This window comes from Maribacter huludaoensis, assembly GCF_029350945.1.
In the GTDB taxonomy this organism is placed as follows: Bacteria; Bacteroidota; Bacteroidia; order Flavobacteriales; family Flavobacteriaceae; genus Maribacter; species Maribacter huludaoensis.
Genome location: NZ_JARKMS010000002.1, coordinates 868,390 through 894,655, shown reverse-complemented (window position 1 = coordinate 894,655; position 26,266 = coordinate 868,390). Strand labels below are relative to the sequence as shown.

The following is a 26,266-nucleotide window of genomic DNA, read 5'->3' as shown; positions in this document are numbered from 1 at the left end:
ATTAAAAGATATCAATTATTATTTATCAAAAAACTTAATATTATTCTTGCCAATAGTTTACTACTATCAATCGTATACTACCGTATCATAATAAGTAAAAAAGTGCACCTCCATTTAATGTAGGTTTAAACTCTTCAAAAATTGGAAAGTAATCTTCATTAAAGTACATTCACAGTAACGGATAAAGCTTACTTATGAAGAACCTATTTTACGCTAGTTTTTTAGTCATCATTTTAACATCGTGCGCTAACGAAAATGACAATGTAAAACAAGTTGAATCTGGTGTATCAGAAGCTATGGCAACCCAAAGAGCTTCTCAAATATCCAATGTGCATTATAACCTAAGTTTTGATATCCCTAAAGAACAAAAAGCGCCTATACCTTCTCAACTAGTTTTAAATTTTGATTTAGAACATTTTAAAGAACCAGTCTACTTAGATTTTAAAGAAGAAACTTCTAAAATAAAATCAGTATTCATTAATAAAACTGAAGTTGATATTCTTCATATAAATGAACATATCGTTTTACATGAAGACTACTTAATTAAAGGAAATAACACCGTTATAATTGAGTTTGATGCCGGTGAGCTTTCTCTTAATAGAAATGAAGATTACTTGTATACTTTATTAGTGCCTGATCGTGCAAGAACACTCTTTCCCTGTTTTGATCAACCTAATATAAAAGGTATGTATACGCTGAATATTACAGCACCAAATGATTGGAAAGTTTTATGTGGTTCTAAAGAAATAAAGCAAACTCAGAAAGGTGAATACACACAACATAATTTTAGTGCTTCTGATCAAATGAGTACCTATCTATTTTCTTTTGTAGCGGGTAAATTTGAATCTGTAACTCAAAAACCGGCTAATATGGACATGACCCTATTATTCCGAGAAACGGATACCACTAAAATTAAGTACAGCTTAGACTCCATTTTTGATTTACATCAGCAATCCGTATCGTTTTTAGAGGACTATACTGCATATCCTTTTCCTTTTCAAAAAATGGATTTCGCTACAATACCCGGTTTTCAATATGGAGGCATGGAACATGTAGGCGCAATTCAATATAGAGAAAGCTCACTCTTCATAGATGAGAGTGCGACCGCCAACAGAAAACTTAGCCGTGCAAAGCTAATTGCCCATGAAACATCACATATGTGGTTTGGCGATTTAGTAACTATGAATTGGTTTAACGATGTTTGGATGAAAGAGGTGTTTGCCAATTTCATGGCAGATAAAATTATGAATCCCGCTTTTCCAGATATTGATCATCAATTGGCTTTTATGATCACTCACTACCCTAATGCTTATGGAGAGGATAGAACATTGGGCACGAACTCTATACGGCAAGATTTAGAAAACCTCAACAACGCAGGCTCCCTTTATGGTAGTATTATTTACAATAAGGCACCTATAATGATGCGACAACTTGAAACCGTACTAGGCAAGGAAAAGTTCAAAATAGGTATTCAAGAATATATTAAAACCTTTGCTTTTAAGAATGCCGTATGGGGAGAACTAATTGATATTCTTGACAAAGAAACTACCGCTGACATTGTTGCATGGAGCAATGTTTGGGTAAATAATTCAAGTAGACCCATTTTTAGTAATGCTATAGAATATGATTCCAATAATACAATCAGGTCATTTAAACTATCACAAAAAGCAGAAGATAAAACCGATTATTCATGGCCACAGACCTTTGATGTGTTATTTCTATATCCGAATTATTCAAAAACGTTAACCATTAACATGATAGGTAATGAGTTTGTTCTTGATGAAGCTGTTGGTATGCAAAAACCAACTTCAATAATTTATAATTCTAATGCTGAAGGATATGGAGTATTCCCTATACAGGAAGGGGATATAGATATTATACCGACCATAAACGACCAAGTAGCTAGAGGATACGCTTATATAAATGTATATGAGAATATGCTAAATGGCACTATAACGCCAGAAGCAGCCATTAAGCTATACGTTAAAGGCTTAAATAATGAAAAAAATGAGTTATTGATCAATCTCATTTCAAGATACACTAGTTCTGTCTTTTGGAAATACTTATCTGCCGAACAACGCCTTTTTTATCAAAATGAAATTACTAAACAAGTATGGTCTAAACTACAGGAAAAATTACCTGCCAATATTAAAAAGACACTATACTCCACATATGCTTCTTTAGGCTACACCAATGAATCATTAAATAATTTATACGGCATATGGAAGAAGGATATAACTATTAATAATTTAAAATTAAATAACGATAATTATACTGAATTAGCTATGGATTTAGCCTTATACGGACATCCTGAAAGTGAAGACATCTTAAAAACAGCGGGGCTAGCTATCAGCAATAAAGACAAACTAAATAGATTTCAATTTTTACTCCCTTCCTTATCAAAGGACATTGAAACTAAAAATACATTTTTCGAATCTTTAAAACTCGAGAAAAATAGAGCTAAAGAATCATGGGTAGTATCTGCAATGAATAATTTAAATCATCCTTTACATCAAACCACTTCTATAGAATATTTAAGAACAAGCCTTGATCTATTGGATGAAATTCAAAAAACGGGAGATATCTTTTTTCCAAAACGCTGGTTAAGTGGTACAGTCGGTAATTATACTTCGCCAGAAGCTTATGAAATTTTAGAGAATTTCCTAGAGCAAAATTCTAATTTAAAACCTTCTTTAAAATCTAAAGTTTTACAAGCTTCAGATGATCTAAGAAGAGTTCAGCTTTTACAGAAGCAGGTGGATAGTTCTTTAAACTAAATTTTAAGACATAAAAAAAGAGGTCTAAAAGACCTCTTTTTTTTATATATACTCTTAATTTTCTTATCTACTATAATTAGGACTTTCTTTTGTAATGGTAACATCATGCGGGTGACTTTCATTGATACCGCTTGCCGTAATTTTTACGAACCTACCATTATCTTGTAAAGTAGCAATATCTTTTGCTCCGCAGTATCCCATACCAGCTTTTAGACCGCCAATGAACTGATGAATACTTTCGTATAATTCACCTTTATAAGGCACACGCCCTACAATACCCTCCGGTACCAATTTTTTGATATCATCTTCAACATCTTGGAAATAACGATCCTTACTACCCTGCTTCATAGCTTCAACAGAACCCATACCACGGTAAGACTTAAATTTTCTACCTTCATAGATAATGGTTTCTCCAGGAGATTCTTTTGTACCTGCCAATAGTGAGCCTAACATTACAGTATCAGCACCTGCGGCAATAGCCTTTGGAATATCTCCCGTGTAACGTATACCACCATCTGCAATTACAGGAACACCAGAACCCTTTATGGCCGCTGCAACTTCCAAAACTGCAGAAAATTGAGGAAAACCAACACCCGCTACTACTCTAGTAGTACAAATAGAACCTGGACCAATACCAACTTTCACCGCATCTGCACCGGCTTCTACCAGATACTTGGCAGCCTCGCCCGTAGCAATATTACCCACGATAACATCTAGATCAGGAAACTTCCTTTTTACTTCTTGTAATACGGAAACCACACCTTTGGTATGACCATGGGCCGTATCTATAACTACCGCATCTACCCCTGCATTGACCAAAGCTTCAGCCCTATCAACTGCATCTGCGGTTACACCTAGCGCAGCTGCCACACGCAAACGACCATACTGATCTTTGTTCGCAATTGGTTTTTGAGTCAACTTCGTTATATCTCTAAAAGTAATTAACCCTACTAAGATATTATCTTTCGTAACTACCGGTAATTTTTCAATTTTATGTTGTTGTAAAATATCTTCTGCTTCAGCCAACGAAGTGCCCTCATCGGCGGTAACCAAGTTTTCAGAAGTCATAACTTCAGCTATAGGTCTTTCATTATTTTTTTCGAAACGTAGATCCCTATTGGTTACAATACCTAATAATTTACCATCTGCATCAACAATGGGAATACCACCAATGCTAAATTCTTTCATATTGGCTTTGGCATCTTTCACCTTAGAATCTAAAGGAAGCGTAACCGGATCTAAAATCATTCCGCTTTCGGCTCTCTTAACCTTTCTCACTTTCATGGCTTGCTGCTCAATGGTCATATTCTTGTGCAACACACCAATACCACCTTCTTGAGCCATGGCAATTGCCATTCTAGATTCGGTAACCGTATCCATCGCCGCCGATATGATAGGTACATTGATTGTAATATTTCTTGTGAATTTTGTCTGAATACTTACTTCTCTTGGAAGCACTTCAGAATATGCAGGTACTAATAATACGTCATCGTACGTTAGACCTTCTCCTAGAATTTTATTTTGGTGGGCTTGCATAGCAATTAAGGATTTAATTGCGTGCAAATATAGTGAATATAGTTAAGATATCTTATTTACTAAATACCTTAATGATCACTTCATATTCAGGTCTTTCTTTTGTTACAATAAATCACTGGAAATTTATGTCAATTATTAATTGAATTATAGCTTAAACTGCAACGTTGCATAAAAGGTTCTAGGTTCAGAAGGTATGATACCCGGGCCAGGGTAACCAGTTGCCCTTCTGGTAAAATAACTATTATCCAAGACATTGTTAATACCGGTTTCCAATTTCCAATTTTTATAGGTGTACGACAACGAAAAATCTAAAATATCATATGCCGGGATTTCCCCCTCAATACCACGTTGATTATCATTGATATCTTGAGGTGCATTGGTAGCATCTGTAAACTGACTTGACAAATACGTATATTGTAAACTACCCAATATGTTACCATAACCAAAATTAAGACCGGTCTTTAAATTTACATCTGGTATAAATTCCACTTTATTCCCCTCTACATTGGTTTCTTCTGAAGACAAATACTCGGAATTGGTCAACGCCAAATTCATGAAATAATTCAGTTTCAGCTTGTCACTAGCCAAAAAGAACGTTTCTTTAACGCTCCAATTGGCAAAACTTTCCAAACCGTACATAAAAGCTTTACCAATATTACCCCTGAACCGAACTATGCTCCCTGTTTCTACTTCTTCGCCCAAGGCATTTGTCTGTGTTTCGCTTTTTAAAATCTCACCTAATCTATTATCATACAACAAACTGAACGCACTAACGTCATAAGACAGTACATTTTTATATCTGCCGCGAAAGCCAATATCTGACGTAAAGCCGTCTTCATCTGAGATGTTTTCATCTACTTGAAAAGAAGGGTTGACTACCCTGATATCGCTAAATGTTACCGACCTGTAGTTTTGAGAAATATTTCCGTAAAACTCAACACTTGAATTTAACCTATAAGTAGCTCCTAAACCTAATAACAAGAAATTTCTATCAAATTCCCTATTATCTTCCACTTCTTCATTTAAAAGTGGATTACCAGCCAAATCAAGCACAATATTCTTATAACTACCAATACTTTCCGTTTTAATATGCTCTAACCTAAAACCAGGTGTTAGTGTTAATTTGGGAGTTATGTTGAATATATTTTCACCAAAGAATGCCAGATTGGAGTTGGGAAAATTAAATTGAGATTGTCTTTCATAATTTGGAAATTCATCATCTGCAAAATTAAAGTCTGCATTTGCAGCCGTTGTACCCGGCCCTTGCCTTTGATCATTATCTGTTCTATAAATTTTAGAACCAACCAATAGCGCAGATTCTGTATCACCAAGCTTATACCTAGTAAGCAACCTAGCTTCTGCACCCCAATTCTGAAAATTATCTATTAACAATTCTCGTGGTTCTTCCAAATCATCTGGCTGCGATACCCTATTGGTACGAAAACCAAGTGCGCTTCTAGAAGCATCTAATCCAAAGACATTTAAACTAAAATCCATTTTGGATGAAATTTTATGATCTAGACGTAAGGAGTACAATTTCCAATCAATATCAAACCAATTTCGCTCCCTATTACTAAAAGTGGGGTCTTCAATAAATTGGGCATCTGTTAGACCACCTGGCTGTTGCGCTAAATAATTAAGAAATGTGGTCTCAAGGGTAAGTTTTGTATTATCAGAAACCTGATACCCTACGTGAGCAAAATAATTTCTACTATTATAATTAGAATTTGGTTTAAAACCACTGCCCTCTTTATAATTAAAATAAGTGTAGTAACTTATTTTACCTACCGTACCACTAAGGCTATTGAACGAAGTTTTTAAATCATAAGACCCTACCGTTTGCCTGCTTACCCATTCTATTTTTTTATTAGGATTAGGCTTCTTGAACTTAAAGTTTACAAGACCACCAAATTGTGTTCCGTATTGCAAGGAAGCCGCCCCCCTCACTACCTGAATTTCCTCCAAAGCTTCTGCCGGTGGTGTATAGTAACTTTCTGGATACCCTAAAACATCTGCACTAATATCATAGCCGTTCTGCCTTGTATTAAAATTAGCAGTTCTATTGGGATCAAGACCCCTACCGCCAATATTTAACTGTAATCCGGCATCGCCATTATCATATATATTCAAACCTACTACTTGGCTATATATCTGTCTAGGATTATTGGCCGCTAAGTTACCGGTAATACCTTCTAAAAGTACCACCTCGCTCTTTTTACCGGCATAGATTGCAGTACCTTCTACTTTTTTTAGCTGCTTTAAAGTAAAGACCTCCTCTCTCTTCTGTGTTAAGACAACTTCAGACAGATTGTTTACTTTAAGCCGCTGCAATGTTACGTTAAAAGTAGTATTACCGTTTAAGACCACATCCTGCTCCAAAATTTCAAACTCATAGGCAAAAACAACAATGGTGTAGGCACCTGCCAACAAACTTTCTACCGAGTAGTAACCTTCTGAATTTGTAGTTTCTAAACGCTCTAGCTCTTTAATATATAATTCTGCATCAGAAACAGGCGTACCATCTTCATCGGTTATTTGCCCAGAAATATTAAACTGACCAAATACTGGAAATGCTACAAATAATAAAAGCAAATAACTAAATTCCTTTAATTTCATCTCTAAACGGTGTTATCCAATTTTTATGTAAAAAAGATTCTTTTTCTTTTGCCAAATCAATGGTGGGATCAATAAATTCTGTACTTAATCGCCCATTAAGACTAACTTGGCAATTTACGAATACCTGCACGCTCTTGTGACCGTTTTCTTCAAAATGATTTTTTAGAAAATGCGCGTATTCCAATATAAAATCTGGCTGAAATGCCATTTGTTTTTCTTGAAACGGAGTTATAAAATCAGTATTATCCACATAAAACCACCGACCAGATTCTTGGTCCACAATTTTAAATTGGGCGTAGCCAGATTTTTCCATTAGCATTACGCGCCATGAAAAACGATAGCCTTCTTCTGTCCAAAATAATTCTCCCGGATAAAACAAATACCTAAAAGGGACGGTCAGTTGTAGCATAAAAAATAGAACAACTACCATATGCTTAAACCTAAGCTTAAATGATGACCGCTCATTAAAAACTGTTTGATTATTAAATCTAGCACCGTTTATTTTGAATACTTTAAATAAAAACATCAATATTTTAAGATGGACTTTTGCATCAAAAAATATTAAAGCAGAAACGATCATAACATACGGGAACATACCAATAGGGAACAAGACCCTTGTAAGCACGTGAAATAACACCACCATAACAAACGCAAATGGCCTAGTTTTTTTATATAGTAATAAAAAAGGTATGGAAAGATCGTAAATTGCCCCAGACCAGCTAAATAAATACTGTACCCATTCTTGTCCCATAAAACTCCCGATCAAAGGAATATCAAACTTGGAGGGCAACCAGATTTTTAAGGGCATAGCTTTCAACAACCAATCTGAATTCAATTTCGCCAGACCGGCATAGAAATAAACAATACCTAAAAGCAACTTAATACTATTGACTGTCCAGCTGGGAACATATTGAAAGCACTTTTTGGGGTTTAAATAAGCATCTAGAGAATAGTTTGCGTTAGCTGGCAAAAATATCATTAAGAAGCTTAGAATACTAATAAAGTAATAATGGTTTAAGTATGTGGTTTTATCCATGAGCTCTATATAGGTAAAGCTCAAAAAGAAAATGATTATACTTAATTTATAGCGATAGCCAAGAGCTACTAAAACTGCCGCCAAGCCACAAATCAGAAAAATAAGGTAGGTATAAACACCTAATGGTTTTACCCATTCAAACCCGTAATAAGAAAAGAAAAATTGTGGTTTAATATAAAGTTTATCGATCCAGCCATAGCTCCAAAACCTAACAATACTAAAAAGCATCATTAGACCAAATAAAATACGAAAGACCGCCAAAGGGGCGGTCTCTATAGGAGCTTTTATATATTTAGCTATTAGCGATTCCATTAATCACCATCGGCATCAACAAAATCAATACTTATACTCATTGCTGAAACCATATCTACCTTTAACATTGGTACGGCTTTTTGCACTTCATCATACGCCAATAACATGGAGGTTGGAGTATTGCTATTCTCAATTTCAGCTCTAAACGCAGAAAGATCAAGCACCATACTTTTTGCCGTATTAAACTGACCGTTGATCAAAGTAGACAAATCCTCTCCATTTTTTAGCGTGTTCAATGCATCCAGATATGATGCCAAACTTTCACCTTGGGTACTAGAATTAAAATGATTACCGTTAAAAAAGTCTTGAACAGCAGATAAACCTTCTAAGAACAAATCGTTAGAAATAGTAGCTTCATAATAAGCCTCAACATTTCTAGGTAAGGTACTACCGGAAAAAACACCTAAAGGAATTCCCATTTTACCAGCTCTTAAATACTTCTCGTAATAAAAAATATAATCGTTCACCATACGATCAACAGATGCCGTAGATGATGCTCCGTCATTGGCAATGAATGTATCCCTATAACCATTTGTCCAATCAGATACCACAGTTTCCGTCAATGACTGCATATTCTTTAAAACATCTTCGGTATATTGTAGGTAAGCCTCTTCGTTGTCACCATTATAGAATGCAAGTACTTCCGCATCGGTATCACCCAATCCGTTCAATAAGTAATCTAAAGCAGGAAATCCTTTTGCGCTTCTGTTAGAGGATAAGGTCAAGTCATAACTTCCATTCACAATAAACCCATCAATCTTCTCATTATCCGTTGGATATATATTCATGTTCAATTGAAACCCTACAGTTTCCGCAGGACCAATTTCAAACATCTCAACATGTTGCCAAGACTTGTATGCGGTCAACCATGATGCACGCAAAGCTATTAAATTACCTTCATTGACATCTGCTTTAAACGTATTGAATGCACTCAACAAACCTTCCATATCAGCAGAAAAGGCTTCGTAGGAAGGAATAATAATATTATCTGCCCAATTGATCAACATTGCACTACGCTCAAAAGAAACTTCTTCTTTCTCACCTGGAATTATTACCTCTTCATCCTCCGTACTATCACTAGAACATGCCCATGCCAGGGCTAGAACACAAAAAATTCCAACAACCTTTTTCATTTATTATTTTTATTTATTCTAATTAAATGCAAAAATAAAAAAAGCAATTCATTCTATATAAGATTGAATTGCTTTTTTATTGAATTTATACCATCTTATTCAGCAGCTTGTTCTACCGTAAAACCAAATCTTGCGGCAATGTCAGCGGAAATACCATCTAATGTAGCTGCTTCCACATCCCAAAGTCCGTTTTCTCCGTCATCCAATAAATCTATAAGTAACGCATCTACCTCTTCCTTTGTAAAATAGGGCTCTGAAGTATTAGGCTTTCTTGTAAACTGTAAACTATAAATAAAACCATAAGCTTCTGAAAGTGCATGGAACGCACCGCCTATGTTCGGTGATTCTCCTTCTAATTTAGTTTTACCATTTTGTAAATAATAAACCCCTCTAACCGCAATTACCTTAGAAATATTCTCTTTGATGATTTCCGCTTGTTGATTTCTAACCGCGTAATCTTTTGCAACGATTGCGGCACGACCTAATTTATATGCATCAAATATATCCTCTGCTATACCTTCAAAATCAGCATCTGCATTGACACGTTCCATATATTCGTTCAAGAAACTATCTGCTCCCAAATCTGCGTTAGGGTTAGCTTGATCAGCATTTAAACCATAGGCATAGCCATAAGCTTCATCCCATTTATGCTCCATTGTAGTATAGTCTTTACCCTCTTCCACTACATCGGCGTCATTATTTTCAACATTATCGGCCTCGTCCAAAACAGCAGTACTTAAATAATTGTTCAGTATTTGGTCCGTCATTAATCCACCTATCAATGATTTTGCAAATAGCTGGTTATATTCCAAACCATTGGCATTTACATATCGTGTACTTTCCCCATCAGCTAATTGCCCTGGTTGACCAGCAACAGCAGCTACCTCAAAATTTGGATAAACCTCTGTAACCTGTGCGCTAATAAATTCATCAAAATCACTTCTAATTAAAGCTTGATCGGTTGCATTTGTAGAAAAATAATCTGCGGAAGCTGCCACTTTACTACGAAGGTTTTTATCGGATTCGTTTAGCGCCGCTTCCTCAAAATCAATTTCTCCCTCAACATGAGCGAACATTCCATTTAAATCTTCAACCGTATTGGTTGGAATATTAAAGTTGGACAAAAGCTCCTGCCCCATTTTAATTCTGGTTGTTTGCCCACCAAAATTAACCGTAGAAACACCGTTTCTAGTAAATTCATAAGAATCCGGCACATCAAATTCAACAAAACAATTATCACATGGTGATAGCTCCAAACCATCATCATCTGAACTACAAGAAGCAAAGGTTAAACCAACAACTGCGGTAATTGCCAAAAAATATTTATTCATTTTACTATCAATTTTTATTTAGACTTGTTTCAAATAACAATGCAAACGTATAACATGTTTACATACAAAACAAGCTTATCTTTAGTAAATCTAAATAAAATTAGAAAATACGAACTATCTGTGTGATTTTTAAAAGATTGCTTTAGTGATAAGCGGAAAATAACTCTGTAGCCTTGTTATAAGAAGCCTCAAATGTCATTGCATTTACCCCTGTAACAACTTTTTGAGCAGTAAAGTAAGATAGCATTTTCTCTGTTGGCATGTTACCGGTTAAATCATCTTTGGCCATAGGGCAGCCACCAAAACCTTGAACAGCACCATCAAAACGTTTGCAGCCAGATTCATATGCCGCAGCAACCTTTTCATGCCATTTTGTGGGTATGGTATGCAAATGCGCACCAAATTCAATATTTGGGTATTTAGGGATTAAGTTAGAAAACAAATAAGAAATAGTTTCTGGATCAGATGACCCCACGGTATCTGACAACGATAATATTTTGGCTCCCATTTTCGCCAGTCTTTCTGTCCATTCACCAACAATTTCAACATTCCAAGGATCACCATAAGGATTTCCAAAACCCATGGATATGTACGTTACCACCTCTTTATTGGCGGCATCGGCTATGTTAAAAATCTCTTGTAACGTTTCAACGGATTGAGCAATGGTCTTATGGGTATTTCTCATTTGAAAATTCTCTGAAATGGAAAAAGGGAAGCCCAAAAAATCAATTTCAGGATGCATAACGGCATCTTCCGCACCACGAACATTTGCAACTATAGCGAGTAACTTTGAGTTAGACTTCGATAAATCCAGTTTTGACAAAACCTCGGCCGTATCTACCATCTGCGGTATTGCTTTTGGCGATACAAAACTTCCAAAATCTATAGTATCAAATCCACAACCTAATAAAGATTGAATGTACCTTACCTTCTCATCTGTAGGTATAAATTGCTTTATGCCTTGCATGGCATCTCTAGGACACTCTACTATTTTAATCTCTGAATTAGACATTTCGTAAAAATACGAACTCTGAACAAGTATCTCCTATTAATACCGTAAATAAACTAACCAATTAATAAATAAATCGCAATAGCTATAAAGGCGATAATTTGCCCCCACTTCAATATACTACCAGTCCTTTTATTTGCAGACAAAAAACTAGATATGGTACCTGCCAATACGGCTATAGCACTAAAGACAATAGAAGAAACCAAAATAAAAAGAAAGCCCAGCACATAAAATTGAATCACAGTGCTTAAAGTATCCGAAAATAAAAAGCCCGGAAAAAAAGCAAGAAAAAAAATAGTCACTTTTGGGTTAAGTACATTCATAATAAACCCTTGCCGAAATAATCTGGGTAAGCTTTTTGTATTTTCAACATTTCCGTTTAATGCGATAGCATCTCCGGCCCTATATACCATAATAGCCAGATAAAGCAAATAGGCAGCACCAAACACTTTGATCGCCGTAAAAACGACAGGACTATTTTTAATAAGGGCCGAGACCCCAAAAGCAAGTAATGTGGTATGCACCAAACAACCTGTCATTAAACCTGCAACGACTGCCAATCCGTATTTTTTACCATTGCCAACACTTTGAATAAGTACAAAAATATTATCCGGACCCGGTGAAAGTGCCAGAACAAAAGTTGCCATAATAAAAGCTAGTAAGACCTCGTAATTCAATATAAGGGATGTAGTTTAATTCGTAAATTACGAATTACCGTTAATTACACCTACATTTAATATCTAAATTAAAAATTGATACATTATGAAAATTAAAGCACTTCTATTATTCATTACCATATCTTTTACCGTAAAGGCTCTAGCCAATCCGGACAAACATACAATCCCTACTATTATGATTGAAAACGACAGCCTGTTAAGGCACACCGTATTTTTTAAATTCAAAGAAAGTACCAAAGCTGACCAAATTAAAAAAATTGAAGAAGCTTTCAGCGCTTTACCTTCAAAGATTGAACAGATCAAAGTTTATGAATGGGGATTGAACAATAGTCCGGAAGGTTTGAACAAAGGATTTACACACGCATTTTTTCTAACTTTTAAAAGCGAAGAAGACCGGGCCATATATTTACCTCACCCAGACCACAAAGCTTTTGTAGCTTTATTGACCCCGATTTTAGAAGATGTATTTGTGGTAGATTATTGGACCAAACAATAAAGGCATTTAATTAAAAAGGCCCTTGCAGAATTTACAAGGGCTTTTTAAATAAAAATTAGTTTGTTCTATACAACAGGGCTACTTTCTAACAACGCCTTATTAATTTGCTTTACCAAAGCCGGCCCTTCATATACAAAACCTGTCCATAATTGAATTAAATCTGCGCCTGCTTCTAGTTTTTCAATGGCATCTTCAGCAGAGTTAATACCCCCTACACCAATGATAGGGAATGCTTTGTTGCTTTTTTCCGCCAAAAAACGAATGACCTCTGTACTTCTATTCTTTAATGGCGCACCACTTAGACCGCCAGCCTCTTCCGTAATTAACGCATGAGACTTTAAGTTTTCCCTTGAAATGGTGGTATTGGTAGCAATAACGCCATCAATACTGGTATCGCTTACAATATCTATAATATCCATTAACTGACTATCTGTAAGATCTGGCGCAATCTTTAATAAAATTGGTTTACGAATTGTCTCTTTGCGCTTACTTAACTTGGAATTCTCTAATTGAAGTTCATTTAACAAAGCTGTCAATGGCTCTTTATCTTGTAATTCGCGCAAACCTGGCGTATTAGGAGAACTAACGTTTACCACAAAATAATCTACATGATCAAACAGTGCATCAAAACAAATCAAGTAGTCCTTTATAGCTTCATTGTTAGGTGTAACTTTATTCTTGCCAATATTACCACCTATAAGTACATTATGCTTTTTCTTTAAATTTTCCACCGCTTCAAAAACCCCATGGTTATTAAATCCCATACGGTTAATAATGGCCTTATCCTTTTTTAAACGGAACAGTCTCTTCTTTGGGTTTCCATCTTGGGGTTTAGGCGTCAATGTCCCAATTTCTACGAACCCGAACCCGAAATCTGACAGTTCATTGTACAAAACGGCATTTTTATCAAAACCTGCCGCTAAACCTACCGGATTTTTAAATTTTAGCCCAAAAAGCTCACGTTCTAAACGCTTATCCTCAACAATGAACATTGATTTAATAAGACCGGACAGTCCTATTTTTGAAAAAAACTTAATGCTTGAAAAACTAATATGATGAACTTTCTCCGGGTCTAGAAGAAATAAAAGAGGTCTAATAAAAAGCCTGTACATGTATCTATTTTATAAGCCGCAAAAATACAAACTGTAAATGAGAAAGTTAAGCAATATTTTATCTGTTTTTATTGGATATACTGTCAGCATAGACTGCCGGGGTTACAATATAAGCGGACCTTAAAGCATCTTTGCATAAAGACAAGTACAATTCATATTGATTGAAATTGAACAAGGCCAACATTTTCTTATCCATGACCTTTTGAACATTTGCCATACTATCCATAACAACCTTATACTTATCTGCCAGTTGACGAAGTTCGGTAACGTTACTTTGCGGATGTTTGCTCTTAACTTCCGCCAAATTATCGTTCAAAGCTTCATTAAGTAGTTTAACATCTGTACTTAAAAGCTCTAACTGTTGTTTTTGCATTTCATTCAACTGAAAAATGTCAGAAATAATAGAATCACTTGTAACACCTACTCCAAGAATACAATCTGCCTGTGCATTTACATTTTTAAAAAGTAAAACAGAAGCCAACACCACTACATATCTAAATTTCATCATCACTTGAATTTATAAAAAATTTACGTTTATTAAATTACAATATATAAGCTTATTTTTGATAAAACACATTTAACATGCAGCATATTATAGACCGCTTCATTAGTTACGTTACTATTGACACGCAAAGCGATTCGTCATCAGAAACTACACCAAGCACTGAAAAGCAATGGAACTTAGCCCATAAATTGGTAGATGAATTACGTGCTATAGGCATGACAGATGTTACTATAGACCACAATGCCTACATAATGGCAACTTTGCCTTCTAATGTTGATCATGAAGTACCTACAATTGGTTTTATTTCCCATTTTGATACCTCCCCAGATTTTAGTGGAACCAATGTAAAACCACAGATCATTAAAAATTATGATGGCAAAGATATTGTACTGAACAAAGAACAGGACATTATTTTATCATCTTCCTATTTTGACGACTTACTACAATACATTGGCCAGACCATTATTACCACAGATGGCACAACCCTATTGGGCGCAGATGACAAAGCCGGTATTACAGAGATAATAACCGCAATGGAATATTTGATCGGCAATCCTAAAATAAAACATGGACCTATAAGAGTAGGCTTTACTCCTGATGAAGAGATTGGCCGTGGTGCCCATAAATTTGATGTAGAAAAATTTGGGGCTGCTTGGGCATATACTACGGACGGTAGCCAAATTGGTGAGCTAGAATATGAAAACTTCAATGCTGCGGGAGCAAAAATTACCGTTAAAGGTAAAAGTGTACACCCGGGTTATGCAAAAGGTAAAATGGTAAATGCCCTTTTAATCGCCAATAAGATTATCAGCGATTTACCAAAACATGAAGTGCCGGAAGAAACCACTGGTCGAGAAGGTTTTTTTCACGTGCATCATTTTGATGGAGAAATTGAAAAAGCAACCGTAGAACTCATTATTAGAGATCACGATTTAAAACATTTCAATAAACGAAAAGAATTGATACAAGATATTGTCAAAAAGTATAATAATGAATATGATAATTGTATCAATCTAAAATTAAATGATCAATATTTTAATATGAAAGAAAAGGTAGAACCTGTTTTTCATATTGTAGAAACTGCTAAAAAGGCTATGGAGGATATAGGAATAAAACCGATCATTAAACCCATTAGAGGAGGAACCGATGGATCCCAACTGAGCTACATGGGCCTACCCTGCCCTAACATTTTTGCCGGCGGACATAATTTCCATGGAAAATACGAGTATGTGCCCGTTGAGAGTATGCAAAAGGCAGTAGAAGTAATTGTACGTATTTGCGAGTTGACAGCAAATCAACATTAGTATGGAAAAGCAAGAGAAAATAGAAATATTTTATAATGAGGCGCATCTGTTTAAAAATGGTGTGGCCAAATTAAGAGCCCTTGCTTTGGACCATGGCATGACGGAAACCTACAAATGGAGTTTCCCCACCTATATGATCAACGGTAAAAATGTTATTGCTATAAACAAATTCAAAAACCATTTTGGCATTTGGTTCTTTAACGGTGTATTTTTAAGTGACCCTAAAAAAGTACTTGAAAATGCACAAGAGGGTAAAACTATGGCAATGCGCCACTTAAAATATTCTTCGGAAGAAGATATAGATACAGCTCTAGTAACATCATATATAAATGAAGCCATTGAAAATCAGAAAAAGGGGCTACATGTAAAAGTAAAGAGAAAGCCCAAAACCAAAATTACCATTCCCCCCCACTTATCCGTAGCGCTTGAAAACAATAAAGATATCAAAGTTGCTTTTCAAAAATTAACCTATTCCAAACAGAAAGATTACGCTGAATATATTGCAACTGCCAAACAAGAACAAACCAAACTCTCCAGATTGGAAAAGATCATACCATTAATATTAGCAGGTAAAGGCCTGCTTGATATGTATAGAAGATAATAGCTAATTACCACAAAAAAGCACCAATGTTACCATTGGTGCTTTTTTTATGAATTAAGAAAAAGTTACTCAATAATCGGAGATTATATTATTCTAATGCTTAAGATAAACCTTTTAACCGGTTCGTTAATAAAACCGCATGTGCTTACCCAACGTTTAGCTACTTTTTCTCCGGAGCGTTTAACTTAGCGCTCATTTCCATGGATATGGCAGATCTATCAAATTTTAATTTTCCTGCCATTGTTTCCAAAACGCAAGAGAAATCCTTATCATTCAAATCTACTACTTTTCCGTGCAGACCACTTTTGGTAATAACACGATCACCACGTTTTAATTCTGCCGAAAACTTTTTTTCCTCCTTTTGTCTTTTCATTTGAGGTCTGATCATAAAAAAATATGCGACCACAAAAATCAAAATCATCGGAAGAAACTGCCCTATATCACCCATTTTTGGTATATCTGTAATTTATAATTATTTAACAGGTCCTAATGGAGCTGCTCCTTTTGGGTTAACGAAAGCTTTGATTCTCAAAAGCTCAGAACCTTTTTCAGTGTTAGCCGTAACGGTAATAGTTTTAGTAACCTGGTTTTGGCCAGAACCGTTAAAGTTTACTTTTAACTCACCCGTTTCACCTGGTGCAATAGGATCCTTTGGAGGATTAGGAACCGTACAACCACAGCTACTTTTTGCATCGGTAATAATTAACGGAGCATTACCTGTATTGGTAAAAGTAAATACGGTCTCTTGTGGAGTACCCTGCTCAATTGTACCAAAATCATGTTCTGCTTTATCAAAAGACATAACAGGCACAGCTTTAGCGGCCTCATCTCTTACAGCAGCTTCTGCTACATTATCTGTTTTGATTTTACTTGATGCATTGTCCTTACAAGAAGTAAAAGCTACCATTGATACAAGACCAACGATTAGAACTATTTTTTTCATACTATTTAGATTTATCAATTAATTGTAAAATTATAAAATATTTTTATAATAGACCTCTTCCCATTTTGTTAAGCTTTCCTTCTGACTTGTATTCTTTAGTAAGCTTATCAAGAATACCATTTATGAAAATACTACTTTTTGGCGTAGAATATTCTTTGGCAATTTCCAAGTATTCATTAATAGTCACCCTTTCCGGTATAGAAGGGAAATGCAACAGCTCGCAAATGGCCATTTTTAATAAAATGCTATCAATACCGGCAATACGATCTTTGTCCCAATTTGGTGTCTTGCCCTCGATCTCTTTTTCTAACGCATCGTTCTTCAATAAGGTTCTGGTCAACAATTGCATAGCATATGTCATATCCTCATCATCCTTTAACAAACTAGGTAAAAAGTAAGATTCCGTATGCGTTAACTTTGCTTTCTTAAAATGTTTTAGAACAAATGTATTTACAATAGGTATATCGTCTACCCACGTTAACTTATCATCTTCAAAGTAGTCGTAGATTTTATCGTTAGGTGCAATAATGTTCTTGAACAAGGTAATCACCAAATCCTTATCTGCAGCGTAGTCACTTTCTGCAGTAGACATATATTTTTGGTAAGCTTCGCTGTCTAAGATTTCTTTGTAAATCAACTTTACATACTCTTCGTTCAAATACCAATTATCTAACTTTCTGTGGGTAAGCTCTTCTTCTAAAGTCTTGTTCTCTACAATTTGCAACAACAATCTGTTCTCGATAAACTTTTTAGGATTAGGGAACTCCGTCTTTTTGTCGGTAATATATTTATTTGCAGATAGGGAAATTTGATCGGCAGCCCTTTTATGTAATTCCACAAAAAGACTAAGCCATAACAGGTACAGCGTGTAGGTATTCTCTATGCTTACCTTTAAAAACTTCTCTTGCTTCTGTAATGAATCGTCCTTAGACTGTATAAGAGCATAAATACTCTGCATTACCTTAACCCTAATGTGCCTTCTTGTAAGCATTTAAAAGAACTTATTTAATAAATTAGTAAATAAAGGCGCAAAGGTAAGTATCTATTTAAAGGGTCACAATAGCAATCGTATTTATCTTAGCTTATTTATAACATATCGTTTTAGGTCAAAAAACTATCTTTGCCAACAGAAATTTAAACTATCAGTTTTTCTACAACTTATGAAAGAACTTAAGCATCTAAATAAATACTTTAAAAAATACTGGCTTAAGCTTTTTCTCGGCATTATTATAACTATAGCTGCAAGGTTATTTCAATTGATTATGCCGTCTTACGTTAATAACTCCATAACCGTTGTTGAGCAATATATAAACGCGGAATTAGAAAAATCTACGGCACAAGAACTATTGATGGAGTATATACTTATTATAGTAGGTGCTGCCATATTATCTGGCTTCTTTACTTTTTTAATGCGCCAACTGATCATTAATATTTCCAGGTACATAGAATACGACCTTAAAAATGAAATATTTGACCATTATCAAAAATTAAGTCTCAATTTTTATAAGAAAAATAGAACAGGAGATTTAATGAACAGAATAAGTGAAGATGTAAATGAAGTGCGCATGTATGCCGGTCCTGCCATTATGTACGGTATGCAAACATTGACATTATTTGCCTGTTTAATACCTTTAATGTTCATAAAAGCGCCAACTTTAGCTGCTTATACCCTATTACCTTTACCCTTTTTGTCTGTTTTAATTTATCAAATTAGTAAGGTTATACACAAAAGAAGTACCATTGTACAACAATACCTTTCTACACTTTCTACGTTTACCCAAGAGATTTTTTCTGGGGTTTCTGTAATCAAGGCCTATGCATTAGAACCGCAGACCAATGATGACCTGGTTAAACTTGCCAATGAAGGCAAAGAAAAAAGTGTAAGTCTGGCAAAGGTGAATGCCTGGTTTTTTCCATTAATGATACTACTAATAGGTATCAGTAATATATTGGTCATATATATAGGAGGAAAACAGTATTTGGCAGGCGAAATTGAAGTTGGCCTTATTGCAGAGTTTATATTATATGTAAACATGCTAACATGGCCCGTTGCCATAGTTGGGTGGCTTACATCTATCGTTCAAAGAGCTGCTGCCAGTCAACAACGCATCAATGAATTTTTAAGGCAAGAGTCAGAGTTAATGAACTTACCTACTCATGAGCACAAGGTTAAGGGCAAAATTGAATTTAAAGATGTAGACTTTACATATCAAGATACTAATATTAACGCTTTAAAAAACTTATCCTTTACCATTAACGAAGGTGAGACAACTGCCATTATCGGTAAAACGGGGTCAGGTAAATCTACCATTTTAGATTTGGTGGCACGATTATACGATACCACATCTGGTGAAATATTAATTGATGACGAGCCTATTAAACACATAGACCTTACAAGTCTTAGAGAATCTATTGGAGCAGTACCACAAGATGCCTTTCTATTTTCGGACAGCATTAAGAATAATATAAAATTTGGTAAAGAAGATGCAACCGATGAAGAAATCATAGCTATTGCCAAAGATGCCGTTGTTCATGAAAATATAATTGGTTTCTCAAAAAAATATGATACAGTTTTAGGTGAAAGAGGGATAACATTGAGTGGCGGACAAAAGCAACGTGTCTCTATTGCGCGAGCATTGATCAAGAAACCCCAAATTTATTTATTTGATGATTGCCTATCTGCAGTAGATACTGAAACGGAAGAAGAAATATTGAACAATCTTAAGAAAGCCTCTAAGAATAAAACTACATTAATTGTAAGTCACAGAGTTTCTTCTGCTAAAAACGCAGATAAAATTCTAGTTTTAGACGACGGAAAACTTATTCAGCAAGGTACACACGATGAGTTAAATACAAGTGAAGGCTACTATAAAGACCTCTACCACAAACAGCTCTCAGAGAAAGAAAGTTAGAAAATTGTTGTAGGATAGTGTTTTTTTTTTCATTTTTGATAGCAGAACGACACTAAACATTAGAAATGAGCGAAAGAGATTTATCAGATCAGGAAGAAATTCACTCCAAAGTTTTACGCGCAGGTAGAAGAACGTATTTTTTCGATGTAAGAAGTACAAAAGCTGGGGACTATTATTTAACGATTACAGAAAGTAAGAAATTTACACATGACGATGGATCCTTCCATTACAAAAAGCATAAAATCTATTTATACAAAGAGGACTTTGATGCCTTCAAAGAAAATGTTGAAGAAATGATGGATTTCATCATCAACGAAAAAGGTTCAGAAGTTATTTCTGAAAGACATCAAAAAGATTTTAAGAAAGAAGAAGTTGCTGCTGAACTTCCAGTAGAAAATACAACTACAAGTACATCTAGCTTTACAGATGTTAGTTTTGAAGATATCTAAGCGCTAAACTTTCTTTAAAAATTTAACGGTCCTTTTTAAAGGGCCGTTTTTATTTTGCGATCAATTACCTACTAAAGCCATACTTTACCAACCCAACATTTACCAATGTCAACGCACTTATTACAATAAATGCGATGTACACAGAAAAGCTCAATGACAATATAAGTAAAAGAAAAGTCAAGTAAATAGGATAAGTGACTATCGCAAATGCAAATCTAAAAGTACCCATAAACTCATCTTCAGGAACTTTTGGTTTTAACCATGTTCTCCAAGAAAAAACAATTGGAAAATTTAACACAGTAAATAACCAATTGATGGTATTTAAATGTTGTTCACTAGATATTGAATTGTCGGATAATATTGCCTTTTCATGAGTATACGATTTAATTTTTTCATTAATTGAAGTAGGATTAAGAAAGTCTACGTTCTTTACATTCAATCGATTCAAAATCATGTCGTACTGCTGCTCATTAGAGATATGAACGGTCAATTTCTTCAATCGTTCAGAAACTTTTCCCTTAATATCAAGACTTGTTTTGCTTAAGTCTTTTGAATCATAAAACTGTTTAGCTGATATTGGTGCGCCATAATGTATTGCAACCTCATCAGGAAAATGAGCTGCATGCTTGTAATTTAACCCTACCGGTATAAGTTGAACATCAAGCTCTGGGTACATCTCAAAAGTTCTTATTAAAATTCTGGTAAAACCTTTACTTAATGGACGAACCGATCTTTTAAGACTATGGTTTGCCTCTGGAAACAATAGCAAAGCATCTCCCCTACTTAGAATTTGTGCACATGAGTTAAATATAGCGTCGTTGTTGGCCAGTGTATTCCTACCATCACGCATTCTATAAATGGGCAGCATTTGAAAATAAGAAAACACTCGTTTTAAAAACTTACCTTTAAAAACATCTGAACGAGTTAGAAAGTAAGGTTTTCTATTACAATCTGTAGCTATCAACAATACATCAATCAAAGCACTTTGATGATTTGGCAGAAACATGACAGGTACGTCTTTTGGAATATTTTCAAGTCCTGTGATTTTTATTTTCCTGTGATAGCCATACAATCCGGCTTTCACCACTATCTTAACTAAGGAGTAGAAAATACCACTCATACTACGGTCTTTTTTGTAATCGTCTTTTTATTCCAAAAAGCAGCCAAAATTAAGCCTGACACAATATGCCATATACCCCAAAATGCAGCAAGTAGTGCCATTCCCCCTAATCCGTCAAAAAAGGTAAAAATCAATAACAAACCTAATCCGGAATTCTGAATTCCAGTTTCAATGGTTATGGAGCGCAGATTATCTTCTGGTACATTAAACAATTTCCCAAGACTATATCCTGTAGCAAATGCTATTATGTTATGAAGTAATACAATCCAAAAAACATATAATACATAGTCCATAAAAATGACACGGTTATTGTACAATGCTATAACAACTAACGAGATGAAAAACACTAAGGAAACCACTTTTAGTTTCTTGGCAATTTTTAATGCCAATTTCGGCTTTTTATAATTTACGTACATACCTAATATTATAGGCAGACCCAATAATAAAAAGACCAGTTTGATCATCTCTAAGGGTGATATTGAAATATCTTGAATTAGACCAGCACTAGGCTCATATAACACTGACCAAAAATGAAAATTCAAGGGAGTCATAACCACCGCTAACATAGTAGCAATGGCGGTAAGGCTTACAGACAGCGCAGTATTTGCTTTGGACAAGTAAGATATAAAGTTAGAAATATTACCACCTGGGCAAGCTGCTACCATGAACATGCCTAAGGCTAAACTTGGCAAAGGTTCTAAGAAAAGAACCAAAATAAATGTAAAAGCAGGTAGTAAAATAAACTGACTGATCAACCCCAACAATAATGCTTTGGGCTTTTTCCATAAGGGCTTAAAATCCGCAACTGAAATCTCTAAAGCTACCCCAAACATGACCAAACTTAAAACAAGGTTCATAATCCAAAGTGAACCCGAATCAAAATTAATATGAATAGTATCTAAAATATTATCAGTCAAAAATTTAAGAAATTTTTAATCCGTTAGGCACTTTCATATGTGGTTGAAGTAGTAGCACTGAACTGTTTTCTACAGCTCCCAAGATAAGACATTCACTCATAAAATTGGCAATTTGTTTTTTAGGGAAATTGACGACAGCCGTTACTTGAAGTCCAATTAACTCTTCTTTTTTATACTTTTCCGTTAGTTGAGCAGATGTTTTTTTTATTCCAATTTCATCACCAAAATCAACATGCAACTTATATGACGGATTTCTAGCCTCTGGAAAATCTAGCACATCTATGATTGTACCCACTCTCATATCGATTTTACTAAAGTCTTGCCAAGTAATCGTATCTTTCATTAGCTCAATTTAAGCTTTTCTATCATATCTTTTGGTACATTGCCCGCATACATTCCATACGCATCTACCAATAGCCCCTTTTCACCTGTATTTGTTTCTATAACATATAAAATGGTATTATCATCTGGGTTGCTCATTCCTTCAAAACGATAAAACTTTACCACCTCTAATTCTGTTGCAATGTGTATATTCTTTTTGCCTTTATTTTCTACACCGGCATCACACAAATTGTAATCCTCCGTGTACCCCTCTTCCTGTAACGCTTTTATTGCATGAGATAAAGAAATATATGAATTTTCCATTTTTACTATTTTTATAGGTTCATCTGTAGTATAAAGAAAAGACAGGCTTAATATATTCCTTAACTTAGTACCATAAATTATTAGTCGATATGGCAAGAACAGAAAGTAAAATGTTAGCATTGGGTACTGTTGCTCCAGAATTTAGTCTGTTGGACACTGTCAGTAAAAAAACGATGAACCTTCATTCCTTAAACGGTGACAAGGGAACAGTGATTATGTTTATCTGTAACCATTGCCCATTTGTAATTCATGTTAATCCGGAAATTACCAAGTTGGCTATGGAATATCAAAAGCAAGGAATTCACTTTATAGCCATTTCAAGTAACGATATAGAAAATTACCCTGAAGATTCTCCACAATATATGCGAATAAAGGCAAAAGCTGAAAACTACACTTTTCCATATTTATATGATGAAGACCAATCTGTTGCAAAAAAATACGATGCCGCCTGCACACCAGATTTTTATCTATTTGATGAAGATTTAAAATTAGTATATCGTGGCCAATTGGATGATTCCAGACCTGGAAATGGATTGCCATTGACAGGTAAAGATTTAAGAAATGCAATGGACAATCTTTTAAAAGGAAATCTAATTGACCCTGACCAAAAGCCTAGTATTGGCTGCAATATTAAATGGAAATCTAACAATTGACCTCATTGAAATCAACTTTTTAAAATGCAGTATAAAATTCAGTTTATACTACTGAAACCGGAACTTTACGACACCTATATTGAAATAGGCACCAAAGCTTATAATCAACATTATACACATCTTTGGCCTTATGGGGACACAAGTACCTATATAGAAAATAGTTTTACCAAAGAGGTTTTATTGCATGAAGAAAAGGACAAAAACACCTTGTTATATATCATAAAAACAGATACGAAATACATAGGTATATTAAAAATTACGTTACACAAAAAAATACAGGGCTATGACAAGACCGAAGCCCTATATCTTGACAAAATTTATATTTTAAATGAATTCTCCGGCAAAGGTATAGGAACCAAAAGCTTAGAATTTGTTGAAAAAATAGCCAGGGCAAATTCTAAAAAAGCAATATTTTTAGAAGCTATGCAGAAGGGTTCCGCACTACATTTTTACCAATCCAATTCATTTGGGATAGTAGCTAGTACCCAAGTACCGTTCAGCAACGTTATTGAAAACGAAAAACCAATGTACCTGTTAAAGAAAGATTTATAATATGCCTACCAGGCTTTTCGCTGGGCCAAAGTTTTAATATGTGCAAAATGATGATTGCTATGCCAAGCGTATTTGCCAATATTTTCCGCTACAGAAACATTGACATTGCCTTCCGGATGAATGTAACTTTTCTTCAAATCCTCAGGCGTTAGCCTTTTACACATATAGACCAATTTAGCATGCAAAGCCGTCAAATATGAAAGCGAAAGAGAAATCGGTGCCGTTTTAGCATCTATAAGCTCACTCCACAACTTTTCTTCATAGACCTTAATAAGAGGTCTATTTTCTGTCAATGCCCATTTAAATCTGGTATAACTATGGTGGTGACTATCCGCCATATGATGAATTACCTGCCTAACCGTCCAGCCACCCTCTCTATAAGGAGTATCCAGTTGCGTTTCAGAAAAATCATTTACCAAGCTGGTCAATCTGTTAGGCAATGTTTCCAAATCTAAAATCCACTGCTCAATATGCGCATTAGTTATATCCTCAGGACACTCAAAATGCCCTATTGGGTACTTTAATTTTTCTAAATCTTCCATAAACTAAAAGTAGAAAATTTTAATAGACTTTTAACCCTAAAACTTTAGGCTTCGCTAAATAATCTACTAATTTTATAGGATATAAAATAAAACACATTAAAAAATATAAATATGGCAACATTACGCTTAGGTGACAAAGCACCTAATTTTACGGCAGACAGTTCAATGGGAACTATTAACTTTTACGATTACTTAGGCGATAGTTGGGGAATTTTGTTTTCACACCCGGCAGATTTTACTCCAGTTTGTACTACAGAATTGGGTACGGCAGCTAAATTTAAAGATGAATTTGACAAGCGTAACGTAAAAATGATCGCATTAAGTGTTGATGGTGCCGCTTCTCACGCAGAATGGATCAAAGACATTAACGAAGTTCAAAACACGGTAGTAAATTTTCCTATCATTGCAGATGAGGATAAAAAAGTTTCTGACCTATATGATATGATCCACCCAAATGCAGACAATAACTTAACCGTTCGTTCTGTATTTATTATTGCACCAGATAAAACCGTAAAACTTACTTTGACCTACCCGGCATCTACAGGAAGAAACTTTTATGAGCTATTAAGAGTAGTAGATTCCTTACAACTTACCGCAAATCATAAGGTTGCCACACCAGCAAATTGGGAGCATGGCAAGGATGTGGTGGTGAGTCCGGCAATATCTACCGAAGATGCAAAGGGCATTTTTTCAAAAGGAATTACCGAGGTAAAACCGTATTTAAGAATGACACCAGACCCTAGTGCATAGCAATAAAAACAAGTTCATTCTCAATACTTTAGAAGATATTTGTTAACCATAAGATAACGTACAAGATTTTAAGTTTTTAAACAAAAAAAAACTATCTTCGCTCTTTAATTAATATTTAATTTTTCTATTATGAGTAAAGGAACAGTAAAATTCTTCAATGATTCTAAAGGTTACGGATTTATCACTGAAGATGGTTCAAACGAAGATCATTTTGTACACATTTCTGGCTTAATCGATGAAGTTCGTGAAGGTGATGTTGTAGAATTTGAACTACAACAAGGTAAAAAAGGATTAAACGCCGTTAATGTGAAAGTAATTGACTAGGTAAAGATTTAACT

General features: G+C 34.9%; 27 protein-coding genes. 10 read left to right on the top strand and 17 right to left on the bottom strand.

The features are described from left to right. Positions 1-194 precede the first annotated feature (194 nt). A complete protein-coding gene (locus PXC01_RS08935; RefSeq protein ID WP_276471938.1) occupies positions 195-2,777 on the top strand; it encodes a M1 family metallopeptidase in 2,583 nt (860 codons plus the stop codon). 63 nt (positions 2,778-2,840) lie between these two features. Here the strand turns inward: PXC01_RS08935 and guaB are convergent, their stop codons facing one another. The 7 genes from guaB to PXC01_RS08900 all read right to left on the bottom strand — a co-directional run bounded on the left by guaB (position 2,841) and on the right by PXC01_RS08900 (position 12,397). Further along, complete coding sequence (guaB, locus tag PXC01_RS08930) at positions 2,841-4,313, bottom strand: IMP dehydrogenase (RefSeq protein WP_276471937.1); 1,473 nt, start codon at positions 4,311-4,313, stop codon at positions 2,841-2,843. 144 nt (positions 4,314-4,457) lie between these two features. Next, positions 4,458-6,929 (bottom strand): TonB-dependent receptor domain-containing protein, encoded by a 2,472-nt coding sequence (locus PXC01_RS08925; RefSeq protein WP_276471936.1) that lies wholly within the window; start codon positions 6,927-6,929, stop codon positions 4,458-4,460. Then, entirely contained in the window at positions 6,910-8,277 is a 1,368-nt protein-coding gene (locus PXC01_RS08920) for an HTTM domain-containing protein (protein WP_276471935.1), read from the bottom strand. Before PXC01_RS08920 ends, PXC01_RS08925 begins: the two co-directional genes overlap by 20 nt. Beyond that, entirely contained in the window at positions 8,277-9,410 is a 1,134-nt protein-coding gene (locus tag PXC01_RS08915; RefSeq protein WP_276471934.1) for an imelysin family protein, read from the bottom strand. The genes PXC01_RS08920 and PXC01_RS08915 overlap by 1 nt, the downstream gene beginning before the upstream one ends. A gap of 95 nt (positions 9,411-9,505) precedes the next feature. Continuing rightward, positions 9,506-10,741 carry a DUF4856 domain-containing protein gene (locus PXC01_RS08910; protein WP_276471933.1) on the bottom strand — a complete coding sequence of 412 codons (1,236 nt, stop codon included), beginning with the start codon at positions 10,739-10,741 and terminating at the stop codon, positions 9,506-9,508. Between the two features lie 142 nt (positions 10,742-10,883). Continuing rightward, positions 10,884-11,753 carry a hydroxymethylglutaryl-CoA lyase gene (locus PXC01_RS08905; RefSeq protein ID WP_276471932.1) on the bottom strand — a complete coding sequence of 290 codons (870 nt, stop codon included), beginning with the start codon at positions 11,751-11,753 and terminating at the stop codon, positions 10,884-10,886. Positions 11,754-11,806: 53 nt separating this feature from the next. After that, on the bottom strand, positions 11,807-12,397 hold the full coding sequence (locus PXC01_RS08900) for a LysE family translocator (RefSeq protein WP_276471931.1): 591 nt from the start codon (positions 12,395-12,397) through the stop codon (positions 11,807-11,809). 205 nt (positions 12,398-12,602) lie between these two features. On the opposite strand from PXC01_RS08900, the gene PXC01_RS08895 reads away from it, so the two are divergent. Further along, positions 12,603-12,923, top strand: a complete 321-nt coding sequence (locus PXC01_RS08895) for a Dabb family protein (protein ID WP_420828585.1) — start codon at positions 12,603-12,605, stop codon at positions 12,921-12,923. A 65-nt stretch (positions 12,924-12,988) separates the two neighbouring features. Here the strand turns inward: PXC01_RS08895 and PXC01_RS08890 are convergent, their stop codons facing one another. Together PXC01_RS08890 and PXC01_RS08885 are read right to left on the bottom strand one after the other, a co-directional pair. Beyond that, the gene (locus tag PXC01_RS08890; RefSeq protein ID WP_276471929.1) at positions 12,989-14,035 is read right to left on the bottom strand and encodes a quinone-dependent dihydroorotate dehydrogenase; all 1,047 of its coding nucleotides are present in this window, start codon (positions 14,033-14,035) and stop codon (positions 12,989-12,991) included. A gap of 58 nt (positions 14,036-14,093) precedes the next feature. Beyond that, positions 14,094-14,543 (bottom strand): hypothetical protein, encoded by a 450-nt coding sequence (locus PXC01_RS08885; protein ID WP_276471928.1) that lies wholly within the window; start codon positions 14,541-14,543, stop codon positions 14,094-14,096. 74 nt (positions 14,544-14,617) lie between these two features. Between PXC01_RS08885 and pepT the strand changes: the two genes are divergently transcribed. Together pepT and PXC01_RS08875 are read left to right on the top strand one after the other, a co-directional pair. Beyond that, the gene (pepT, locus tag PXC01_RS08880; RefSeq protein WP_276471927.1) at positions 14,618-15,844 is read left to right on the top strand and encodes a peptidase T; all 1,227 of its coding nucleotides are present in this window, start codon (positions 14,618-14,620) and stop codon (positions 15,842-15,844) included. 1 nt (position 15,845) lies between these two features. Beyond that, positions 15,846-16,445: a YdeI/OmpD-associated family protein gene (locus PXC01_RS08875; RefSeq protein ID WP_276471926.1), complete on the top strand. Its 600-nt coding sequence runs from the start codon at positions 15,846-15,848 to the stop codon at positions 16,443-16,445. Positions 16,446-16,605: 160 nt separating this feature from the next. Here PXC01_RS08875 and yajC read toward each other — a convergent pair whose 3' ends face one another. Genes yajC through nusB form a run of 3 tightly spaced genes read right to left on the bottom strand, consistent with a single transcriptional unit; the run spans position 16,606 to position 18,379 of the window. Then, complete coding sequence (yajC, locus tag PXC01_RS08870) at positions 16,606-16,893, bottom strand: preprotein translocase subunit YajC (RefSeq protein ID WP_276471925.1); 288 nt, start codon at positions 16,891-16,893, stop codon at positions 16,606-16,608. 24 nt (positions 16,894-16,917) lie between these two features. After that, a complete protein-coding gene (locus PXC01_RS08865) occupies positions 16,918-17,388 on the bottom strand; it encodes a DUF1573 domain-containing protein (RefSeq protein WP_276471924.1) in 471 nt (156 codons plus the stop codon). A 43-nt stretch (positions 17,389-17,431) separates the two neighbouring features. Beyond that, positions 17,432-18,379 carry a transcription antitermination factor NusB gene (gene nusB, locus PXC01_RS08860; protein WP_276471923.1) on the bottom strand — a complete coding sequence of 316 codons (948 nt, stop codon included), beginning with the start codon at positions 18,377-18,379 and terminating at the stop codon, positions 17,432-17,434. Positions 18,380-18,548: 169 nt separating this feature from the next. On the opposite strand from nusB, the gene PXC01_RS08855 reads away from it, so the two are divergent. Together PXC01_RS08855 and PXC01_RS08850 are read left to right on the top strand one after the other, a co-directional pair. Beyond that, positions 18,549-20,300, top strand: a complete 1,752-nt coding sequence (locus tag PXC01_RS08855) for an ABC transporter ATP-binding protein (protein WP_276471922.1) — start codon at positions 18,549-18,551, stop codon at positions 20,298-20,300. Positions 20,301-20,365: 65 nt separating this feature from the next. Continuing rightward, entirely contained in the window at positions 20,366-20,749 is a 384-nt protein-coding gene (locus tag PXC01_RS08850) for a PUR family DNA/RNA-binding protein (protein WP_276471921.1), read from the top strand. A 64-nt stretch (positions 20,750-20,813) separates the two neighbouring features. Here PXC01_RS08850 and PXC01_RS08845 read toward each other — a convergent pair whose 3' ends face one another. From PXC01_RS08845 to PXC01_RS08830, 4 genes are read right to left on the bottom strand one after another with little or no spacing between them, the layout of a single operon-like run. Further along, on the bottom strand, positions 20,814-21,869 hold the full coding sequence (locus PXC01_RS08845) for a lysophospholipid acyltransferase family protein (RefSeq protein WP_276471920.1): 1,056 nt from the start codon (positions 21,867-21,869) through the stop codon (positions 20,814-20,816). Then, the gene (locus PXC01_RS08840) at positions 21,866-22,786 is read right to left on the bottom strand and encodes a bile acid:sodium symporter family protein (RefSeq protein WP_276471919.1); all 921 of its coding nucleotides are present in this window, start codon (positions 22,784-22,786) and stop codon (positions 21,866-21,868) included. The genes PXC01_RS08845 and PXC01_RS08840 overlap by 4 nt, the downstream gene beginning before the upstream one ends. Positions 22,787-22,790: 4 nt before the next feature. Then, positions 22,791-23,129, bottom strand: coding sequence for a tRNA-binding protein (locus PXC01_RS08835; protein WP_276471918.1), 339 nt, complete (start codon positions 23,127-23,129; stop codon positions 22,791-22,793). Then, positions 23,129-23,431 carry a phosphoribosylpyrophosphate synthetase gene (locus tag PXC01_RS08830; RefSeq protein ID WP_276471917.1) on the bottom strand — a complete coding sequence of 101 codons (303 nt, stop codon included), beginning with the start codon at positions 23,429-23,431 and terminating at the stop codon, positions 23,129-23,131. The genes PXC01_RS08835 and PXC01_RS08830 overlap by 1 nt, the downstream gene beginning before the upstream one ends. A gap of 89 nt (positions 23,432-23,520) precedes the next feature. Here PXC01_RS08830 and PXC01_RS08825 point away from each other — a divergent pair, with 89 nt between their 5' ends. Next, the gene (locus PXC01_RS08825) at positions 23,521-24,084 is read left to right on the top strand and encodes a thioredoxin family protein (RefSeq protein WP_276471916.1); all 564 of its coding nucleotides are present in this window, start codon (positions 23,521-23,523) and stop codon (positions 24,082-24,084) included. Between the two features lie 24 nt (positions 24,085-24,108). Next, positions 24,109-24,636, top strand: coding sequence for a GNAT family N-acetyltransferase (locus PXC01_RS08820; protein WP_276471915.1), 528 nt, complete (start codon positions 24,109-24,111; stop codon positions 24,634-24,636). Between the two features lie 5 nt (positions 24,637-24,641). On the opposite strand, the gene PXC01_RS08815 is transcribed toward PXC01_RS08820, so the two are convergent. Continuing rightward, positions 24,642-25,178 (bottom strand): YfiT family bacillithiol transferase, encoded by a 537-nt coding sequence (locus PXC01_RS08815; RefSeq protein ID WP_276471914.1) that lies wholly within the window; start codon positions 25,176-25,178, stop codon positions 24,642-24,644. 111 nt (positions 25,179-25,289) lie between these two features. On the opposite strand from PXC01_RS08815, the gene PXC01_RS08810 reads away from it, so the two are divergent. Together PXC01_RS08810 and PXC01_RS08805 are read left to right on the top strand one after the other, a co-directional pair. After that, a complete protein-coding gene (locus PXC01_RS08810; RefSeq protein WP_276471913.1) occupies positions 25,290-25,928 on the top strand; it encodes a peroxiredoxin in 639 nt (212 codons plus the stop codon). 129 nt (positions 25,929-26,057) lie between these two features. Beyond that, positions 26,058-26,252, top strand: a complete 195-nt coding sequence (locus PXC01_RS08805; protein WP_027064347.1) for a cold-shock protein — start codon at positions 26,058-26,060, stop codon at positions 26,250-26,252. Positions 26,253-26,266: the final 14 nt, after the last annotated feature.

Excerpts from the sequence above, each read along its gene's own strand:
- PXC01_RS08935 (WP_276471938.1), top strand. The coding sequence starts at position 195 with ATGAAGAACCTATTTTACGCTAGTTTTTTAGTCATCATTTTAACATCG.
- guaB (WP_276471937.1), bottom strand. The coding sequence starts at position 4,313 with ATGCAAGCCCACCAAAATAAAATTCTAGGAGAAGGTCTAACGTACGAT.
- PXC01_RS08925 (WP_276471936.1), bottom strand. The coding sequence starts at position 6,929 with ATGAAATTAAAGGAATTTAGTTATTTGCTTTTATTATTTGTAGCATTT.
- PXC01_RS08920 (WP_276471935.1), bottom strand. The coding sequence starts at position 8,277 with ATGGAATCGCTAATAGCTAAATATATAAAAGCTCCTATAGAGACCGCC.
- PXC01_RS08915 (WP_276471934.1), bottom strand. The coding sequence starts at position 9,410 with ATGAAAAAGGTTGTTGGAATTTTTTGTGTTCTAGCCCTGGCATGGGCA.
- PXC01_RS08910 (WP_276471933.1), bottom strand. The coding sequence starts at position 10,741 with ATGAATAAATATTTTTTGGCAATTACCGCAGTTGTTGGTTTAACCTTT.
- PXC01_RS08905 (WP_276471932.1), bottom strand. The coding sequence starts at position 11,753 with ATGTCTAATTCAGAGATTAAAATAGTAGAGTGTCCTAGAGATGCCATG.
- PXC01_RS08900 (WP_276471931.1), bottom strand. The coding sequence starts at position 12,397 with ATGGCAACTTTTGTTCTGGCACTTTCACCGGGTCCGGATAATATTTTT.
- PXC01_RS08895 (WP_420828585.1), top strand. The coding sequence starts at position 12,603 with ATGATTGAAAACGACAGCCTGTTAAGGCACACCGTATTTTTTAAATTC.
- PXC01_RS08890 (WP_276471929.1), bottom strand. The coding sequence starts at position 14,035 with ATGTACAGGCTTTTTATTAGACCTCTTTTATTTCTTCTAGACCCGGAG.
- PXC01_RS08885 (WP_276471928.1), bottom strand. The coding sequence starts at position 14,543 with ATGATGAAATTTAGATATGTAGTGGTGTTGGCTTCTGTTTTACTTTTT.
- pepT (WP_276471927.1), top strand. The coding sequence starts at position 14,618 with ATGCAGCATATTATAGACCGCTTCATTAGTTACGTTACTATTGACACG.
- PXC01_RS08875 (WP_276471926.1), top strand. The coding sequence starts at position 15,846 with ATGGAAAAGCAAGAGAAAATAGAAATATTTTATAATGAGGCGCATCTG.
- yajC (WP_276471925.1), bottom strand. The coding sequence starts at position 16,893 with ATGGGTGATATAGGGCAGTTTCTTCCGATGATTTTGATTTTTGTGGTC.
- PXC01_RS08865 (WP_276471924.1), bottom strand. The coding sequence starts at position 17,388 with ATGAAAAAAATAGTTCTAATCGTTGGTCTTGTATCAATGGTAGCTTTT.
- nusB (WP_276471923.1), bottom strand. The coding sequence starts at position 18,379 with ATGCTTACAAGAAGGCACATTAGGGTTAAGGTAATGCAGAGTATTTAT.
- PXC01_RS08855 (WP_276471922.1), top strand. The coding sequence starts at position 18,549 with ATGAAAGAACTTAAGCATCTAAATAAATACTTTAAAAAATACTGGCTT.
- PXC01_RS08850 (WP_276471921.1), top strand. The coding sequence starts at position 20,366 with ATGAGCGAAAGAGATTTATCAGATCAGGAAGAAATTCACTCCAAAGTT.
- PXC01_RS08845 (WP_276471920.1), bottom strand. The coding sequence starts at position 21,869 with ATGAGTGGTATTTTCTACTCCTTAGTTAAGATAGTGGTGAAAGCCGGA.
- PXC01_RS08835 (WP_276471918.1), bottom strand. The coding sequence starts at position 23,129 with ATGAAAGATACGATTACTTGGCAAGACTTTAGTAAAATCGATATGAGA.
- PXC01_RS08830 (WP_276471917.1), bottom strand. The coding sequence starts at position 23,431 with ATGGAAAATTCATATATTTCTTTATCTCATGCAATAAAAGCGTTACAG.
- PXC01_RS08825 (WP_276471916.1), top strand. The coding sequence starts at position 23,521 with ATGGCAAGAACAGAAAGTAAAATGTTAGCATTGGGTACTGTTGCTCCA.
- PXC01_RS08820 (WP_276471915.1), top strand. The coding sequence starts at position 24,109 with ATGCAGTATAAAATTCAGTTTATACTACTGAAACCGGAACTTTACGAC.
- PXC01_RS08815 (WP_276471914.1), bottom strand. The coding sequence starts at position 25,178 with ATGGAAGATTTAGAAAAATTAAAGTACCCAATAGGGCATTTTGAGTGT.
- PXC01_RS08810 (WP_276471913.1), top strand. The coding sequence starts at position 25,290 with ATGGCAACATTACGCTTAGGTGACAAAGCACCTAATTTTACGGCAGAC.
- PXC01_RS08805 (WP_027064347.1), top strand. The coding sequence starts at position 26,058 with ATGAGTAAAGGAACAGTAAAATTCTTCAATGATTCTAAAGGTTACGGA.